Below are 18,380 nucleotides of genomic sequence, written 5' to 3'. Positions count from 1 at the left end.
TAACCTTGGCATATATTTACGCCAGTACTGAACCCAGTCTTTGATGATCGATAGCTCAGCTCTATGACTTTCCATTCGAGCAACTGCCTGATAAATACCTTGCCTCGACATACCCGCAGCACGACATGCGGCTGCGAGGTTTATTTCTCCGTTGCTTTTTGCTTGCCAGACGTACCGGATAAGTACTTTTTTCTGAGGCCTGCTCCATATTCATTGTCCATGATATCAACCATGCCATTGAGGATTTTGTTACGCAGTTTCTCTTCTGCTAACTCACGTTCAAGGCGCTTGATCGTTTCGGCAGGGGTTTCTTTTGACTTAGGCATAAGGGGATGCTGAAAAGGTTTCGACCAATCGAGTCTACCATGTTTTCTAAGCCAAACGAGTACGGTTGAACGGCCTTGAATACCAAAACGAGCTTGGGCTTGTTTGTACGTCATTTCGCCTTTTTCAACACGCTCTACAACGCCTAATTTAAAGGCTAAGGTGTAATCTCGTTGTGTGCGCTTACGGCTTGAGTTAATTGATGTTGTCATAAAGAAGTCCTCTTTATGTCAACATATTTCAGGACGGGACACTTGATAGAAATAAGTCTCACCTAATGTGAGGCTTATTGTCTCAAAACATTACGATAGCACTTAGCTGAAAGTATTAAGCGGCTAAACATTAGTTAGGCACTGCCTATGCATTAGCCTCTGCGCTTTGAAAAAGCGGCGAAGTATTAAGATAATCGGCGGCATTTTCAGCACTGGGAGCATCAAGAAAAGGCACACAGCCGAGGAAAGGCGCTGACATCATCTCTTTAAGACTCGCCAAGTTTTCCGCAAACATACTCATATTCGGGTCGACACTATTGGCGACCCAGCCAGCAATCTTAAGCCCGTCAGCCAATATCGCCTCTTGAGTCAGCAGTGCGTGATTTAAGCAGCCGAGTTTCATGCCCACCACCAGTAACACTGGCAGTTCTAATTTCTGTACCACTTCCGATAAATATCGGCCCTCGCCTAAGGGTAAGCGCCAGCCACCCGCGCCCTCAATCAAACAAAAATCCGCTTGAGCAAACGCTGCTAAATCCAAGCTTTCGATAATGGCTTCAGGCGCTAAACTCACGCCCACTTGGGCGGCTGCAATATGCGGCGCAATCGCAGGCTCGAAGGTAAAAGGATTGATGGTGGAATAGGCCAGTTTTAGTGAAGATGACGTCATCAGTTGCAGCGCATCGGCATTACGTAAGCCTTCGGAAGTTTGCGCACAGCCCGAGGCGATGGGCTTAACACCTAAGGTAGACAGCGTGTTAGAAGCCAAAATACTCACAGCCGAGTCAGCGCTGGCTATCGCGCCCAAACGGTTTACTGCGGTTAACAGCGCCGATGAAACTAAGGTTTTACCACTGTCGGTATCTGTACCTGTTACAAAAAACATATTAGATCCTTATCTGTCGCTACTGAGTGGTCTTTATGAAATACACTCTGGATGAAGCTAAAAGCACCCGATCCATAAATCTACACACTAAAGCCCCTATCGCTCACCAATGCTAAATATATTTGCATGATGATTGCTGTAGCTGAAACACTGCTTTAGCTTAAACATAGCGCGAAACTGTTATATCCCGCGCCGAGCACGTATCTGCACTATCTGATAGGTTAACGGTAAACCTTGGGGTACACGTAAAGATTCGGCTTTGGCCTGCATGGCCAGCCAATCTTGGCGACCACGCAGCCGCGGAGCTAAATCTGCAGCGGCTATTGCACCAGCAACTTCTCCTGCTGCTTGCGTTGTTGAGTCAATTAAACGGGTTGAGTTGGCTGAACTGATTGAATGAGCTGAATGGCTTGAGCTGACCGATTGCACCGATGCACCTACCCCTTTAATAGAATAGAGTAAGGTTTTGAGCGTATCAAAATGCACTGTCATAGGAATGAGCTGCACCTCTAACGACTGCCATGTATCGAGTTTAAATGCCGCTTTTAGCGACTCTAGCGTCGAAAAGTCATTCACTCTTAAGCCTAATTCGGCTAATTGATTCAAACTTCCCTGCGCTACTAGGCTCAAATGACACTCGCCATTTGGCTTAAGCACTCGCGCCATTTCGGTGACCGCAGCGGCGAAATTCCCACACCATTGCAAAGCCAGATTCGAATAAATCACATCGATGCAGCCATCGACAAAGGGTAAACACTCGGCATCGGCGCACACGCCGTAATAATCGGGATAAGATTGTTTCAGCTTGTGCAACATGCCAAGGGCGATATCCACAGCAAACACAGTCGTCTGTGGATTTTGCATCAAACTCTGCTCAGCGTGATGCTCAGAGTGATGTGCAAAATCATGCGCCGAAAAATCGGTCCCAGGGCCAGCGCCAATGTCCAACAGATGACCTTTGGCGGTAAACTCACTGAGTAAACTGGCGGCGCTCAGACGCTGTAACTGATTATGGTCTTGATAACTATGGGCCGCTGCAGAGAATCGTTCGGCAATCTGAGCGCCGTGTGTATTGGCTACTTTCTCAATTGCTCTTTTTCCCACAGCTAGTTTTGCAATCGCTTGTTTTTCAAAAGCTGGTATTACAGCAGATTCGCTCACATTCATCTCGTGAGATATTGACCCGCAAGAGCTGGGCTCACTAGATTTGAGCACGTTAGAGCTTAATTTACTCGCGTTGGGCTTGCTGGATTTAATCGGGCTTGGCATTGCAGTTAACACTCAACCATAAAAACTTAAAATTCAATAGAATAACGCGTTCTATAGCGTACATTTATCTGTGATCATCCGTAGCTTGTCGTTCAGTCACAAGCGGCACACCGATGCGACTGAGCACTTGAGCTAATTGCGCAGCACAGGCCGCGATATCTTCCACGGCATGGGCTGCCGTTAAGGTAATGCGTAAACGTGCTGAGCCCACAGGCACGGTCGGCGGGCGAATCGCGCCAACCCAAATCCCTGCAGCCCTTAGCTCCTCGGCTACTTGCAATGTTTGCCGCGCATCACCAATGACCAGCGGCTGAATCGCGGTATCTGAACCTAAAAGGGGCACATTCGCCTCAAGGCATAATCGTTTGAACAGCGTGATATTCTCATGCAGTTTTTGCTGTAACTCGGGATGTGCTGTGCAGTACTGAGCAGCGGCTAACGCTAATGCGGCATTGGCGGGCGATAAGGCGGTCGAGTAAATGTATTCACGGGCGTTACTGACTAAATAATCGATCAGCGCCTGACTCCCCAACACGGCCGCACCTTGGCAACCTAATGCTTTACCAAAAGTGACCACTTGCACATCGATAAGCTTGGCGGCATCATCATTGTGATAACCATCGAGCACCGCAAAACCATGGGCATCATCGACAATCAACCAAGTGTTATTTTGCTGACAAAGCGCCGATAACTCAGCAATCGGTGCGCAATCTCCGTCCATGCTAAACACGCTTTCAGTGATTAACGCCGATGTGTGATGTCGAGCGAGTAACCGCTCAGCGCTTTCTAAGGAATTATGTAAAAAACGTTTCAGCTGCGCGCCACTATCTTGCAAACCATCAATAATTGAGGCGTGTACGAGTTTGTCGGCAACCACAATATCGTGTTGATCAAATAGGGTTTTCATTAGCGCCGTATTAGCACTAAAGCCCGAGCAAAATAATAATGCCGCTTCATGTCCCGTTAAGGCGCAAAGTTCACGCTCCAGCGCCAAATGTGCGTCACAGTAACCTGTCACTAAGGGCGATGCGCCGCTGCCCACACCGTAGATTTGTGCGCCAAGGTGCAAGGCCTCAGCGAGCTCAGGTACGCGGGATAAACCTAAATAATCATTACTACTGAAATTGACATAAGTGCGACCTTCAAACACAAAACGTGGGCTCGAAATCGATGTATTGGAATTAAGGGAGCAATCGACACTCAGCACTTTACGTTGGCGCAGTAATCCTTGCTCACGCAGAGCATGCTGACGGGCGGCAATTTTAGTCTCAAGCAGAGAACTCATCAATTTAGCCTCAAGAGTGTGCGATTTAAGCAGATTTATCTTAGGAATAGAACACATTGAATAAACCTGTTGGCCGCAGTCAATACAGACTGCGCCGACAGGATTGATATGTTATTCAAGATATACGTCAAACAACATGAAGTCAGTGTGCTTACAAAGCCGCCGCGTCATAGAATTGTGCCGATGACTTATCTTGATAGGCCGCGGCTTTGGCTAGAACAGCACTTTCTTCTTCCAATTTTGCCGCAGCGCCCTGTTCTGGGCGTAAGCCTAAACGTCGGAATAGCCCCATATCATCGCTTTCTTCTGGGTTTGGCGTGGTCAGCAATTTACAACCGTAGAAAATCGAGTTGGCGCCAGCAAAGAAACACATAGCCTGCAGTTCATCACTCATATTTTCGCGCCCCGCCGATAACCGCACGCGCGAAAGTGGCATTAAAATACGTGCCACGGCAATGGTACGCACGAACTCGAGTGGATCGAGATCGTCAAGCTTCTCAAAAGGTGTGCCCGCCACTTTGACTAACATATTGATCGGTACTGAATCAGGATGCTGGGGTAAATTGGCCAGCTGTTGCAGTAAGCCTGCACGATCCGTCGCCTTTTCACCCATGCCGACAATCCCGCCAGAACACACTTTCATGCCAGAGGCACGCACATGTGTCAGGGTATCTAAACGATTTTGATAGGTACGAGTGGTGATCACATCGCCGTAGTATTCAGGCGAAGTATCTAAATTGTGGTTGTAATAATCTAAGCCTGCGCCAGCTAAATCGTTCGCCTGCTCTTCAGAAAGCATGCCAAGCGTCATGCAGGTTTCCATGCCTAAGGCTTTGACTTCTTGTACCATTTGCTTAAGGTACGGCATGTCTTTTTCTTTCGGGTTACGCCAAGCGGCGCCCATACAGAAACGAGATGCCCCCGCGGCTTTAGCACTGCGCGCTTCGGTCAGCACAGTTTCCATTGCCAGCAAACGCTCTTTCTCTAAACCTGTGTCATAACGGGCGCTCTGCGGGCAGTATTTACAATCCTCAGGGCAAGCACCGGTTTTAATCGATAACAAGCGGCTAATTTGCACTTCATTGGGATCGTACACTTCACGGTGAATGCTGTGGGCTTTAAATAACAAATCATTCATCGGCAGCGCAAATAAGGCTTCGATTTCTTCCCGCTTCCAATCATGACGAACTTGCAACTGCGACATTGAACACCCTTTTTATTCTGTCTTTTATCTTGGCTAGGATAACCTCAGCCCTTAAACTGTCAACGCCAACCAGTGAACTCAGTTTACTATTGGCTACTTTACCACCAACCTAGTGAGCATTTATGCGCAATTTACTCGATTTTGATTTTGATAGCGCCCATATTTGGCATCCTTACACCTCAATGACCCGTTCTCTTCCTGTTTTTGGTGTACATAGCGCAAAGGGCTGCGAGCTCGAACTCGTCGATGGCCGCAAGCTAGTCGATGGCACTAGCTCATGGTGGGCCTGCGTGCACGGTTATGCGCATCCCGAGATATTAACCGCGATGCAAAAACAACTGCATCAGCTGAGCCATGTAATGTTTGGCGGCATCACCCATGAGCCCGCCATTGAACTGTGTAAAAAACTTATCGCTATGACCTGCGAGCCGCTGACGAAAGTCTTTTTATGCGACTCTGGCTCTATCTCAGTGGAAGTGGCGATCAAAATGGCGCTGCAATATTGGCAAGGTCAAAGCTTACAAGGAAAGAGTTGGCAAGATCAAAGCTCGCAGGAACAAATCGCACATCAAGATCTACCGCTAAAACAACGTATTCTTACCGTTAAGAAGGGATATCACGGCGATACCTTTGCCGCCATGAGCGTGTGCGATCCCGAAGGTGGCATGCACACTATGTTCGGCGATGCGGTCACTAAGCAATCCTTTGTGCCTGCACCACAAACCGCCTTTGGCGAAGCCTTACAAGCCGATGATTTAACAGCAATGCGCGACATATTAAGCATTAATCACCATGAGATTGCCGCTGTGATCGTAGAGCCGATCATGCAAGGCGCAGGCGGAATGCGTTTCTACAGCGCAGATTATTTAGTGGGTCTTCGTGCCCTGTGTGATGAATATAATGTGCTGCTTATCCTTGATGAAATCGCCACGGGTTTTGGCCGAACCGGTAAGCTGTTTGCCTATGAACATGCCAATATTACCCCAGATATCTTATGTTTAGGTAAAGCGCTAACGGGCGGTTACATCAGCCTAGCAGCAACGCTATGTACCGATAACGTCGCCCAAGGAATCAGCCAATCTCCCGCCGGCGTGTTTATGCATGGGCCGACGTTTATGGGTAACCCGCTGGCCTGCGCGGCCGCGTGTGCAAGCGTAGACTTAATCAATCGCAATGAATGGCAAGCGCAAGTGGCCGCTATCGAGCAGCAAATGCGCTTAGAACTTAAGGATGCGATTAACTTACCCAGCGTAAAAGATGTGCGAGTGCTCGGCGCTGTCGGCGTGTTAGAGATGCACGAACCCGTCAACACGGCAGAGTTGCAGCAACAATTTGTTGATTTAGGCGTGTGGGTTCGCCCCTTCGCCAACCTTATCTATATCATGCCGCCCTATGTGATTAGCCCGGCGCAATTAAGCCAACTCACCCGTGCGATGAAGCTAGTTGCAACAAGCATTAAGGCATCATCCGCCTGTGCCGAGCCAAAACTTATCAGCCACGGTTAATACCAACAGCATAAGCCTTCAACGTAATCATCCTTCAAATAGATAACCCTCTGCGCATCGTTAAAAGTGCGCAAGGGTTTAAACTATGCAGCGATGTTAAGTCACTCGGCAGTCTTACCCAGAATACAAACCTCGCATCCTCTCGATAGCTAAAAGCGCTAAGATTGCAATTGCAACATTGCTCACAATTTCCATTAAAACTCCGCAATTTAGCCCATTAATTTAATCTAGCAACTGGACATTTATCCAAAGCCAGCAATGCTTATATCGCTAACTTTACCCCACACATCTTTCGCCAATATCCGCCAACAAATTGAGCTGAGGAATGGCTTAAATAGCTACACCAAGACATGGAGATCATATGTTCAAACTCGCTGACATAGCCGTCAATCGCAAACTCGCATTACAGCTCATTATCGCCCTCGCAGGCGCCTTAATTTTACTCGTTATTTCTGTTACCGCTTTAAAGCACAATCTGATGGCGGAGCGGGAAGCACGGCTTAATGCCGTATTGTCCCTCGCCAGCAGCCGCATTCAGGCTTTATCCCAATCACAGCCCTTAGAGCAAGCACAACAAGCCGCTAAGGACATGTTGAACGACATGCGCTTTGATGGTGATAACTACTTATTTGTGATTGATGAATCGAGGCGCGTCATCGTCCATCCCATCAAAAGAGAATTGGTTGGGCAACAGATGGGCAATCAAGGCGAAGAAAACTACTGGTACAAAATGGTCGAACTCGGCCGTGATGGCAAACAAGGCCTAGTCGAATACCGCTGGATGACAGCTAATGGAAAATCGGCGCAAAAAATCTCACTCGTCATGGGATTTAAACCTTGGGGCTGGATCTTAGGCTCAGGTATGTTACTCCAAGATATCGAAGCCACCATTTGGCATGAATACCTCACCATGGGTGGTATTACATTTGTCATTATTGTGCTTATGGCTTGGCTAGGTTATGCCATTAGCCGCTCTATTACTCGGCCATTGGATGATGTGAATCAGGCGATGCTCGCTATCACTAAGGGGGATTTAACTACGCAATTAAAGGTCTATGGTAAAGACGAGCTTGGCTCTTTAGCCCGAAACATCAACCAAAGCATTGGCTCGATTCGTAGCACCTTACAGGAAGCGAGTCATAGCGCTGATCATGTTGCCCAGGCCTCGGCTCGCATCGCCTCAACCGCAGAGGAAACTAATCAAGCAGTAAATAATCAGCGGGATCAACTTGCCCAGCTTGCCACCGCCATGAATGAAATGAGCGCCACTATCGCTGATGTGGCAAACAATGCGGAGAGCACAGCCAAAGATACCAAAGAAGCCACCTGGGAAGCTGGCCTTGGCGACCAAGATGTTCACGCCAGCGTAGATGGTATTCATGCTCTTGCCAAAGAAGTGGAGCAAGCGACAGACCAAGTGAACATGCTCAAAGAGGAAGTCATGCAGATCAGCGAGGTCACCTCTGTTATCAGCGCGATTTCAGATCAAACTAACTTACTCGCATTGAATGCCGCCATTGAAGCCGCCCGCGCTGGCGAGCAAGGACGAGGGTTTGCAGTGGTCGCCGATGAAGTGAGGCAACTTGCCAGTCGCACTAGGCAATCGACTGAAGAAATTCAGAACACGATTTCATTATTGCAACAACGGGCCGTAAGCGCCGCTAAGGCAATGGATGCAAGCCGAGCTTTAGCAGAAAACAGTGTGAGTCAATCGGCAAAAGCGGGAGGTGATTTATCGCTTATCGTTACCCATATCAAACATGTGAGTGACATGGCAACCCATATCGCTACCGCCGCAGAAGAGCAAAGTGTGGTCGCTGAAGACATGAACAGAAACGTGTGCGGGATTAATAACTCAGCGCTTGAAGTCTCCGAATCGGCAACCTATCTCGCCCAAGAAAGTGAAAGTTTGGCGGAGTTATCACTGAATTTAAACAGCAAACTCGCTGTTTTCAAACTCTGATCATTCATTTGGTTGGGGATGAACGAAGCAACGATAACTAACCTCTAGCCTATTTTCTCTTGCAAAGTGCTAAACCAGTATCTAGTGAAGTGTTTAATCCAGATAATCCGCATCGCAACTACGCGGATTATCTGGGTTTCAGGCTAATGTACCGATGCCACTCAACTTATGTTTCTAAGCTGGTTTAACTAAGCTGATTAGACTTAGTTGCTCAGACTCAGCTCATTTCACTAAGCTCGAAATCAAGGCGCGCAGCGCCGCAGGTTTTATCATTTTCGCCATATAGTGATAGCCGCGGCGCTGCACATCTTCCACCAGCTCTTTGCGGGTATTGGCGGTGATCAAAATACCGGGCAAGTTTTTGCCATACAGGGCACGAATACCGTCCATCGCATCAACGCCATTTTGGCCATCATCTAAGTGGTAATCGGCGAGCACAATATCGGGCGCAACGCCTTTCAGCCCTAGCTTAATGCGTGCATCAGATAAATCTTTTGCGCAAATAACCTCACATTGCCAACGACTTAATAGACTTTCTAACCCCGCCAGAATCGCCTCTTCGTTGTCGATACACAGCACTTTGATACCCGATAACGGCTGCAGCAGCGACGGCAACGCCTTCACTTGCGGCTGACGCACTGTCTCCCCGAGCGGCACACAAATAGAGAATACCGAGCCGCGGCCTAAATGGGATGAAACCTGAATACCGTGTTCCAGCACTTTACTGATGCGATCGGCAATAGCTAAACCTAAGCCCAAGCCGCTGACATTGTTGCTCTTAGGATTATTCAGCCGCTTGAATTCTTTAAAAATTTCTTGGGTTTCTTTTTCATCAATACCACAACCTGTATCTAACACTTGGATCTCAAGGTAATGGCCACGATGGCGACAACCAAATAACACTCTGCCACCGCGGGCATAACGGTAGGCATTGGTTAAAAAGTTTTGTAGGACACGCCGTAACAGCGAAGGATCGGAATTAACAGTCGCACTGCATGGGACCATCTTAAAACGGATTTGATTGTCCGCCGCCATCGCCTCAAATTCCACGGATAAGCCATTGATCAGTTCTGAAATCGCAAAGTCACGGCGATTCACCTCCACCATGCCGGAATCAAGTTTCGAAATATCCAGCAGATCGGTAAGCAACTCGCCAGCGATCTTAAGCGAGCTATTCACATGGGATAAGGTGGTTCTGGCCTCACGATCGAGATTAGGATACTGAGATAAAGATGCGGTAAATAACCGCGCAGCATTAAGCGGCTGCATTAAATCATGGCCGACGGCGGCCAAGAAGCGACTTTTAGAGGCGTTGGCGATTTCTTCCTGCGCCTTAGCTTCCAGTAACTCACTGTTCAACATGGCTAATTCATAGGTACGCTCGTTAACGCGGCTTTCTAAGGTTTCATTGGCTTCGAGTAGCGCGCGCTCCTGCTCGCGATACTGAGTAATGTCGGTAAAGGTCATCACAAAGCCGCCGTCTGGCATGGGATTACCTTGAATTTTAATCACTTTACCGTCTCTGCGATGGCGCTCAGAAGTGTGTGGCGTGCCATTACGCATATGCTGTACCCGCTGGGCGACCTGCTGTTCAATTTCCCCTTCACCGCAATAACCCCGCGACGCATTAAAACGGATCACTTCGCTGATGGGCATACCCTGCTGCAAGAATCCATCGGGATATTGGTACAACTCCACATATTTATAATTCCAAGCTACTAAATTGAGATCGCTATCTATCACGCTCATGCCTTCATAGGCATGCTCAATCGCGCCGCGCAGCATGTCTTGGCTGAGCATAATTTTCGATGACGCTTCATCCACTAGACTGAACACTTCATCCAGCGCCAAATCACGCCCTTGCAGCACAGAATCCATCACCAGCGCTGCGCTTGAGGCGCCAAGCACGCCCGCTAATAAACGTTCTGTGTGGAAAATCAGCTCAGGCGGCGCTGCTTTATGCCAACTATCACTTTTTACCGCATCAATCGAAAAACGGCTAAAGCTTTCATAGGCGCGTGTTGGGCTAACGAATCGACTGGCGAGAATGAGTAAGTCCTGCTGTGAAATCGGGCCATTTTTCTTATTGGCACTGTTCTTCAATTTGCCAGGGCTCACAAAAGCACTGGCCTGAATACGCTCGGCCACACCCGCCCTAAACCAAATCGATCCCAAAATATAACAGGCGATATTGGCAAAAAGTGCCGTCAGAGCATCACGCACATTGGGCGTTATCGCATCTAGCAAGCCTATCTCACCCGTGACTCCCGATACTAACGCTGATGAACTTTGCACATCTGTCATGCCCTGCAACATGATGTAGAACCACAACATAAAGCCCACGCCGAGCCCTAAAAATACCCCAGCACGATTGCCGTGCTTCCAATAAAGCCCGCCCACTAAGGCAGGCGCTAATTGGGCGAAAGCGCCAAAGGACAACATGCCGAGATGGGATAAAGAATCACTGTCGGCTAAGGCAAGATAACTGCCATAACCTAGCCCAAGAATAATCACTATGGCTAAGCGGCGGGCATTTAGTAACAGGTGCGAGAACTGACTGAAGTTTTTCTCGCGAATATGGCCCGTGCGCAGCATCACAGGCACTAGCCATTCGTTACTCACCATCACACTGATGGTCACGACCGCCACTATCACCATGCCGGTTGCCGCCGAAAGTGTGCCCAGCAAAGCAATAACAGCCAACAAAGGCTGATCTAAGGCGAGAGGCAGATTAATCACATAGGTATCGGCCGACACTGAATCACCAAGGATGATCTTCCCAGCTAATGCGAGCGGTCCAACGAATAAACCAAAAAGTGCTAAATAGATGGGAAATAACCAACGTCCCTTTGACAACACTGACTCATCGGCGCATTCCACCACCATCACATGGAACTGCCTTGGCATACACAAAAACGCCGCCATTCCGACGAGTAACTCAGGCATTAAAGCTTCGATACGAGGATTAGGATAATTGATCAACGACTGCGCATTGGCCTGCTGCCAAATATCCCCAAAACCATCGAATACCCCGAAACTGATGACAACACCGACCAACAAAAATGCAGCAAGTTTCACCAGAGACTCAAAGGCAATCGCCAGCATCATGCCGGGATTATGCTCGGTGGCATCGAGTTTGCGGGTACCAAATAAAATGGCAAATATGGCTAATAAAGACGTGATCAGTAGCGGAATCGTCACCCCATCGAGGGGATCGTCTGCGGGTTGAAACAGGTTAAGGCTGAACACCATCGCCTTAAGCTGCAGGGCGATATAAGGCATGATGCCAAACAAGGCGATTAAGGTGACTAAGGCGGCTAAGGTTTGGGATTTGCCGTATCGGGCGGCAATAAAGTCGGCCACTGAGGTGATATTTTGTGCCTTAGACACTAATACCATCTTGCGTAACATGCCAAAACCTAAGGTAAAAATCAGAATGGGGCCGATAAAAATCGGTAAAAAAGACCAAAGGTCCTTAGCCGATTGGCCAACAGTGCCTAAAAAACTCCACGAGGAACAATAAACCGCTAAGCTCAGGCCATAAATACCGACTTGTAGCTTTTTGGTGATCCGGCTAAACAAACGCTCCGCCCCCCACGCTAATAGGAATAAAAGCGAGACATAACAGACGGCAATAACGGCGACGACTAAGGTTAAATTCATACTTTGCTCTTTTTTCTGATTATTGTGCGATAAAACCTGTCTAAAATCTAGCCGGATTTTTAATGCAACAGACTAAATATAAAGGAAAATTTAAAACTAGACCAAGGTCTAATGGAGTTGCCGCCCCCTTGCATACCATACTCAGTCCACGCAATTTTTCAAAAGGGAAGCCCTATGAGCTCGCAGTCTCTCTACAAAGTCTCCGGCAATATCGCTGCCAATGCACTTGTAAACAACGATAAATATAAAACAATGTACCAAGAGTCGATTGTCAATCCTGAAGGTTTCTGGAGAGAACACGGCAAGCGTATTGATTGGATTAAACCCTATACCAAAATTAAAAAGACCTCTTTTGATGATCATAACTTATCGATCAATTGGTTTTATGACGGCACCCTGAACGCTTCTGCCAACTGTTTAGATCGTCACTTAGCCGAGCACAGTGATCGCGTGGCGATTATTTGGGAAGGCGACAACGCCAGCGAACAACGCAAAATTACCTACGGTGAATTACATGCAGAGGTGTGTAAATTTGCTAACGCGTTGCGCAGCCAAGGCGTGCGCCGCGGTGACATAGTCACGATTTATATGCCTATGGTGCCAGAAGCCGCAGTGGCTATGCTTGCCTGTGCCCGTATCGGCGCGGTGCACTCTGTGGTGTTCGGTGGTTTCTCACCGGATTCTATCGCCTCTCGCGTCATTGACGGTAAATCCAAAGTCATCATTACCTCAGATGAAGGTATGCGTGGTGGCCGTGCTATCCCATTGAAACGCAACATTGACGATGCCTTAAAACACCCTGATGTCACTAGCATTGAAAAAGTCATAGTGCTTAAACGCACGGGTGGCAAAGTCGATTGGGTAGAAGGCCGTGATGTATGGTGGCATTCGCTGATGGAAACCGCATCTGAGCACTGCCAACCAGAGGAAATGGACGCTGAATCACCGTTATTCCTGCTGTATACCTCAGGTTCAACCGGTAATCCCAAGGGCGTATTACACACCACAGGCGGCTACATGGTTTATGCGTCTATGACCCATGAATATGTGTTCGACTACAAAGCGGGTGAAGTGTACTGGTGTACCGCGGATGTGGGTTGGATAACAGGCCACTCTTACATGGTTTACGGCCCACTCGCCAATGGTGCGACTGTGCTTATCCATGAAGGCGTACCGAATCACCCAAGTCCTGCCCGTTTAGGCGAAATGATTGACCGCCATAAGGTAAACATTCTTTACACTGCGCCAACGCTAATTCGCGCACTGATGGCCGAAGGCAAACAACACTTCGATAAGTTCGATGGTAGCAGTCTGAGGATCATGGGCTCGGTAGGTGAACCTATCAACCCAGAAGCGTGGCGTTGGTACCATGAAGTCATAGGTCATGAACATTGCCCTATCGTCGATACTTGGTGGCAAACTGAAACCGGCGGTATTTTGATCACGCCGCTACCAGGCGCGACCGACACTAAACCAGGCTCAGCGACCCGTCCGTTCTTTGGTGTTCAACCCGCCTTAGTGGATAACATGGGGAATATTTTAGAAGGTGAGAACGAAGGTAACTTAGTGTTACTCGACTCTTGGCCGGGCCAAATGCGGACTGTGTATGGCGACCACGAACGATTTGTATTGACCTACTTTAAAACCTTCCGTGGCATGTATTTTACCGGTGACGGTGCCCGCCGCGATGAAGATGGTTATTACTGGATCACTGGCCGCGTCGATGACGTAATCAACGTATCCGGCCACAGATTAGGTACTGCAGAGGTCGAAAGTGCGCTGGTATCACACGAACTGGTCGCCGAGGCAGCAGTAGTTGGTTACCCACACGATATTAAAGGCCAAGGTATTTATGCGTACGTCACGCTAACCCGCGGCACTGAAGAAACCGAAGAGCTACGACAAGAGCTGCGTCAATGGGTTCGTAAAGAAATTGGTGCGCTGGCAACACCAGATCTCATCCAATGGGCGACGGGCTTACCTAAGACACGTTCGGGCAAGATCATGCGCCGCTTCCTGCGTAAGATTGCCGCTAACGAAGTGACCAACTTAGGGGATGCATCAACCTTGGCCGATCCAGCTGTGATCGAGACCTTGATTGAATCACGCTTGAATCGTACTGAGTAATATCCGAGTGACGAACAACGTCCACAACGCTTAGTCTATGCCCAATAGGCTAAGCGTAACCTGAACCTCCCTTTTTAAACCTCAGGTTAACAGTGAACCCTGTTGAGAGAGTGTGTGATTGCTCCTTTCTCTAGCTTGCCCCTCCAACCAGGGGCATTTTTTTTACCTGTTATGTTAAGCTTGCGACCTCACTTTTATTCAGCATAGATTTTTATCAGCGTGTCAGTCAAACTCAGAGACTATCAACAGCAAGCGGTTAATGCCGCCATCGCCCATTTTAGGCAAAGCCAAGCTTCCGCCGTACTCGTATTGCCCACAGGCGCCGGCAAAAGCATAGTGATCGCCGAACTGGCGCGCATCGCCAAAGGCAGGGTTTTAGTACTCACCCACGTGAAAGAATTAGTCGCTCAAAATGCCGAGAAAGTAGGCCTACTCACGGCACAAGCCAGTATCTATGCGGCGGGACTCAATCAAAAAGCCACTGAGGGGAAAACCGTCGTCGCCAGCATTCAATCGGCAGCGCGGGGGTTAATGCAGTTCGATCAGCCGTTCTCGTTAGTGATTATTGATGAATGCCACAGAGTCAGCCTAGAAAAAACCAGCCAATATCAACAAGTGCTCAATCATTTACGCACGAAAAATCCCCAATTAAGATTGCTCGGCCTCACCGCTACGCCCTATCGCCTTGGCACTGGCTGGATTTATCAGCAACACTATCACGGCAAAGTGGGGTCTCCCGAACATGCTGTGTTCGAACATTGTGTGTTCGAACTGCCCATCAGGCCACTCATTAAACAAGGTTACCTCACAGCGCCAACCCTGTTTGATGGCTTAAGTGCCCAGTACGATTTCAGCCAACTCAAAGCCAACGAGAATGGGGAATATGCCGAAGCCGACGTTAACGATTTACTGGGGCATTACGGCCGCGCGACTACCGCGATAGTGAAACAGCTCATTGAACTGGGCCAACATAGAAAAGGCATTATCATCTTCGCGGCAACGGTGCGCCACGCCAATGAGATTTTTGGCCTGCTCAACCAAGCTCATGCTGCACAGAGCGCCATTATCACGGCACAAACGCACGACAATGAACGAGATGCGACGATTGAACGCTTTAAAGCCCAAGAGCTTAAGTTTTTGGTCAACGTGGCTGTGTTGACGACAGGCTTCGACGCGCCCCATGTGGATTTGATTGCAATTTTGCGCCCTACCGCCTCAGTCAGTCTGTTTCAACAAATGATCGGCCGTGGTTTACGCATCGCTGAAGGTAAAAAAGATTGTCTTATCATCGACTATGCTGCCAATGGTTATGACTTGTATTTTCCTGAGGTCGGGCAAGCGAAACCCAACAGTAAATCGGTACCCGTGCAAGTGCATTGCCCTGTGTGCGATTTTGCCAATATTTTCTGGGGACTCACGGACGATGATGGCGACATTATCGAACACTTTGGTCGCCGCTGTCAGGGCATAGTCGAACAGCAAGGTAAAAAGCTGCAGTGCGACTTTCGATTTAGATCAAAATCTTGCCCTGATTGCGGTGAAGAGAACGATATCGCCGCACGCATTTGCCAGCACTGCCAATCGACCCTCATCGATCCCGATAAACGCCTACGCCAAGTGCTCAGCCAGCAGCACCATCATTTGTTCCGCTGCCAGCATATGAGCCTCATCGACGAAGACGGCAATCTAAAAGTGCAATACCTCGATATCGACGGCAATGAATTCAATCGCCGCTTTAAATTGCAAACGCCGGCCCAGTGGCGAGCCCTATATGCCTTATTCATCTTTCCCCATAGCCGAACGCCGGGATTAAAACCCAAAAAGTACACTAAGGTGGCAGAGTTAATCAGTGACGCGGATAAATTCCGCATGCCCGATCTCTTGCTACTGAAGAAACATAAAAAAGGCTGGGATCTGCTCGAAAGCTATTTTGATTATCAAGGCCGCTATCAAACTGAAAATAAACGCGGCTGACATTATCAATTCACTTAGGCCTATGGTATAAAACGACTAAAGTAATCCTAAGGAGCTATTATGTTCGTTGTTATTTTTGGCCGTCCAGGCTGTCCTTATTGCGTTCGTGCTGTACAATTATCTGAGCAACTCGTTGAAAAACGTGATGACTTTAAGTTCAGATATGTCGATATCCACGCAGAAGGCATCTCTAAAGCAGATTTAGAGAAAACTGTCGGTAAGCCAGTTGAAACCGTACCGCAGATTTTTGTCGATGAAAAACACGTTGGTGGCTGCACAGATTTCGAACAATATGTTCGCGAAAACAATCTATTAGATTAAGCGCTACACATATGTGACTCGCTTAATGCAAAAGGAGACCTAAGGTCTCCTTTTTAGTTTTTATCGCAAGCAAGTAAGATTAGAGCACATACTTAGCCGAGAACATGATGCGGCTCAAATCCCCATCATCGCCATTTTCTTTACTGTTCTTGGCGTACATATACTCGACCCCAAAGGTCAGCGGTTTGCTTGGCGAGTAAAGTAAGTTGATATAGCCAGAATAAGCATCCTTATTCACGCCTGAACCTGTTAAAGCCACATCGTTATCCGCTTGCATGCCTGACAAGGTTACACTGCTACGCCACTGCTCATTCCACCAATGACGATAAGACACAAATCCACCGAAAGTACGAAACGACTCAATATCACCGTTGGCATCCAGCACACCCGCATTAATGTAATTGAGTGCCATATAACGACCTAAGCCTTCACCATAGGTGGCCGTGAAGCGAAGATCATCTTTGCCGACCGGAATAATGCCCGCCACACTCGCGCCATATCCTAGGGCAGAGCTATCAATCTGAGTCGCACCTATCTTAGTTTCTAAATTCAACTGACGGGCAATACCCGCAAAGGAGAACGCAGCACCGCCGTCTGTTTTGAGGTTATACCGCGCGATAACATCGGGGATTACCCCGCTACCACTGGTAATGCGGGCACCGCCTTGATTTGGCGTGACTGTGGTTTCAGGATTTTCAATCGCGAATTGGAAATTACCTTGGGTATAGCGCAATAGCGTTTGGCGGGCGAACGGGGTGCCGTCGGCAGCACCAACAAAATCGAGATTCTCAGGCAATGCCGCAGCATTTTGGAAGGTGGTCCACGTTTGACCTACGGTCCAATTGTCATAGGAGACAAATGCATGGCGAATACGAGGCGAATAGCTGTTGGAAGTGCGTTCATTGCCATCGGTGTGGGTCATAAAATCGAGTTCAATAAAGCCAGAAAGTTTATGACCGTCAACATCGGTCGTCGCTTTGAAATTAAAACGCGTTTCGCGAGCTTGAAAATCCACGACTTGATTGCCATTACCCTCTTTTCCATAAATAGTACCAGGAACATAAAACTGCCTAGAGAGATCCCCCGAATCCGGTGCGCCATTGCCATAATCACTGAACATAATGTCAGCTTTGATATAACCGCCAAACTCAACATCCGTATCTTTTAGTGATGCCGCATTGACCGAACTTGCTAATGCCAATAATATTGCACTACCCATCAAGCTTAGTTTTGCTTGTTTCATTTTTTGTCTTTCCCCAATTGTTATTATTTATCCGCAACCAATATGGACAAATTAACAAGTGAGAAACATTAGCAATAGGTCTATGAGACAAAAGTAGAAAATATCATGATAAATAATATGTTAGAAAAATATTTGAAACGAAATAAGTAAAACGAAGGTATTAAATCTAGTACTGGAAATTGAAGTTTAACTTGGAAAATTCAGTTGGTGACTTGAGAGAGATAAAGCGGGGTAAAAAGTGGTGGGTCGTGAAGGATTCGAACCTTCGACCAATTGGTTAAAAGCCAACTGCTCTACCGACTGAGCTAACGACCCATCTTGGTATTGCGATATAACTGTTCACTTATTTATTGCATTTATCATGCTGAAAATAAGTGGTGGGTCGTGAAGGATTCGAACCTTCG

Annotated in this window: 11 protein-coding genes, 1 tRNA gene and 1 pseudogene; 5 read left to right on the top strand and 8 right to left on the bottom strand. The window is 47.9% G+C overall.

The window, feature by feature from the left end; translation table 11 throughout:
• From NE536_RS20935 to bioB, 5 genes and pseudogenes are all read right to left on the bottom strand, one after another.
• Positions 1-536, bottom strand: a pseudogene (locus NE536_RS20935) (IS3 family transposase); the annotation flags it as partial.
• A 145-nt stretch (positions 537-681) separates the two neighbouring features.
• Positions 682-1,422 (bottom strand): dethiobiotin synthase, encoded by a 741-nt coding sequence (bioD, locus tag NE536_RS20930; protein ID WP_261273910.1) that lies wholly within the window; start codon positions 1,420-1,422, stop codon positions 682-684.
• A gap of 180 nt (positions 1,423-1,602) precedes the next feature.
• Complete coding sequence (locus NE536_RS20925; RefSeq protein WP_261273909.1) at positions 1,603-2,691, bottom strand: methyltransferase domain-containing protein; 1,089 nt, start codon at positions 2,689-2,691, stop codon at positions 1,603-1,605.
• A gap of 64 nt (positions 2,692-2,755) precedes the next feature.
• Positions 2,756-3,976: an aminotransferase class I/II-fold pyridoxal phosphate-dependent enzyme gene (locus tag NE536_RS20920; RefSeq protein WP_261273908.1), complete on the bottom strand. Its 1,221-nt coding sequence runs from the start codon at positions 3,974-3,976 to the stop codon at positions 2,756-2,758.
• A 151-nt stretch (positions 3,977-4,127) separates the two neighbouring features.
• Positions 4,128-5,180: a biotin synthase BioB gene (bioB, locus tag NE536_RS20915; protein WP_220592702.1), complete on the bottom strand. Its 1,053-nt coding sequence runs from the start codon at positions 5,178-5,180 to the stop codon at positions 4,128-4,130.
• Between the two features lie 122 nt (positions 5,181-5,302).
• Here bioB and bioA point away from each other — a divergent pair, with 122 nt between their 5' ends.
• Together bioA and NE536_RS20905 are read left to right on the top strand one after the other, a co-directional pair.
• A complete protein-coding gene (bioA, locus tag NE536_RS20910; protein ID WP_261273907.1) occupies positions 5,303-6,685 on the top strand; it encodes an adenosylmethionine--8-amino-7-oxononanoate transaminase in 1,383 nt (460 codons plus the stop codon).
• A gap of 361 nt (positions 6,686-7,046) precedes the next feature.
• The gene (locus NE536_RS20905) at positions 7,047-8,648 is read left to right on the top strand and encodes a methyl-accepting chemotaxis protein (protein WP_261273906.1); all 1,602 of its coding nucleotides are present in this window, start codon (positions 7,047-7,049) and stop codon (positions 8,646-8,648) included.
• Positions 8,649-8,870: 222 nt separating this feature from the next.
• Here NE536_RS20905 and NE536_RS20900 read toward each other — a convergent pair whose 3' ends face one another.
• Entirely contained in the window at positions 8,871-12,311 is a 3,441-nt protein-coding gene (locus tag NE536_RS20900; protein ID WP_261273905.1) for a hybrid sensor histidine kinase/response regulator, read from the bottom strand.
• A 174-nt stretch (positions 12,312-12,485) separates the two neighbouring features.
• Between NE536_RS20900 and acs the strand changes: the two genes are divergently transcribed.
• The 3 genes from acs to NE536_RS20885 all read left to right on the top strand — a co-directional run bounded on the left by acs (position 12,486) and on the right by NE536_RS20885 (position 16,733).
• Entirely contained in the window at positions 12,486-14,438 is a 1,953-nt protein-coding gene (gene acs, locus NE536_RS20895; RefSeq protein ID WP_220592698.1) for an acetate--CoA ligase, read from the top strand.
• 219 nt (positions 14,439-14,657) lie between these two features.
• Positions 14,658-16,412, top strand: coding sequence for a DNA repair helicase RadD (radD, locus tag NE536_RS20890; protein ID WP_261273904.1), 1,755 nt, complete (start codon positions 14,658-14,660; stop codon positions 16,410-16,412).
• 60 nt (positions 16,413-16,472) lie between these two features.
• Positions 16,473-16,733 carry a GrxA family glutaredoxin gene (locus tag NE536_RS20885; protein WP_006081259.1) on the top strand — a complete coding sequence of 87 codons (261 nt, stop codon included), beginning with the start codon at positions 16,473-16,475 and terminating at the stop codon, positions 16,731-16,733.
• A 79-nt stretch (positions 16,734-16,812) separates the two neighbouring features.
• Here NE536_RS20885 and NE536_RS20880 read toward each other — a convergent pair whose 3' ends face one another.
• Positions 16,813-17,976, bottom strand: coding sequence for a DcaP family trimeric outer membrane transporter (locus NE536_RS20880; protein ID WP_261273903.1), 1,164 nt, complete (start codon positions 17,974-17,976; stop codon positions 16,813-16,815).
• Between the two features lie 239 nt (positions 17,977-18,215).
• Positions 18,216-18,291: transfer RNA gene (locus NE536_RS20875), tRNA-Lys, on the bottom strand.
• Between the last annotated feature and the right edge of the window lie 89 nt (positions 18,292-18,380).

This window comes from Shewanella septentrionalis, from assembly GCF_025370265.1.
Lineage (GTDB): Bacteria > Pseudomonadota > Gammaproteobacteria > Enterobacterales > Shewanellaceae > Shewanella > Shewanella hafniensis.
The sequence above is the reverse complement of the archived record's forward strand: the minus strand, read 5'-3'. Positions and strand labels throughout refer to the sequence as shown.

What these genes read in the sequence shown, in the direction of transcription:
- bioD (WP_261273910.1), bottom strand. Translation starts at nt 1,422, where the DNA reads ATGTTTTTTGTAACAGGTACAGATACCGACAGTGGTAAAACCTTAGTT.
- NE536_RS20920 (WP_261273908.1), bottom strand. Translation starts at nt 3,976, where the DNA reads ATGAGTTCTCTGCTTGAGACTAAAATTGCCGCCCGTCAGCATGCTCTG.
- NE536_RS20925 (WP_261273909.1), bottom strand. Translation starts at nt 2,691, where the DNA reads ATGCCAAGCCCGATTAAATCCAGCAAGCCCAACGCGAGTAAATTAAGC.
- NE536_RS20900 (WP_261273905.1), bottom strand. Translation starts at nt 12,311, where the DNA reads ATGAATTTAACCTTAGTCGTCGCCGTTATTGCCGTCTGTTATGTCTCG.
- NE536_RS20885 (WP_006081259.1), top strand. Translation starts at nt 16,473, where the DNA reads ATGTTCGTTGTTATTTTTGGCCGTCCAGGCTGTCCTTATTGCGTTCGT.
- bioB (WP_220592702.1), bottom strand. Translation starts at nt 5,180, where the DNA reads ATGTCGCAGTTGCAAGTTCGTCATGATTGGAAGCGGGAAGAAATCGAA.
- NE536_RS20880 (WP_261273903.1), bottom strand. Translation starts at nt 17,976, where the DNA reads ATGAAACAAGCAAAACTAAGCTTGATGGGTAGTGCAATATTATTGGCA.
- acs (WP_220592698.1), top strand. Translation starts at nt 12,486, where the DNA reads ATGAGCTCGCAGTCTCTCTACAAAGTCTCCGGCAATATCGCTGCCAAT.
- NE536_RS20905 (WP_261273906.1), top strand. Translation starts at nt 7,047, where the DNA reads ATGTTCAAACTCGCTGACATAGCCGTCAATCGCAAACTCGCATTACAG.
- bioA (WP_261273907.1), top strand. Translation starts at nt 5,303, where the DNA reads ATGCGCAATTTACTCGATTTTGATTTTGATAGCGCCCATATTTGGCAT.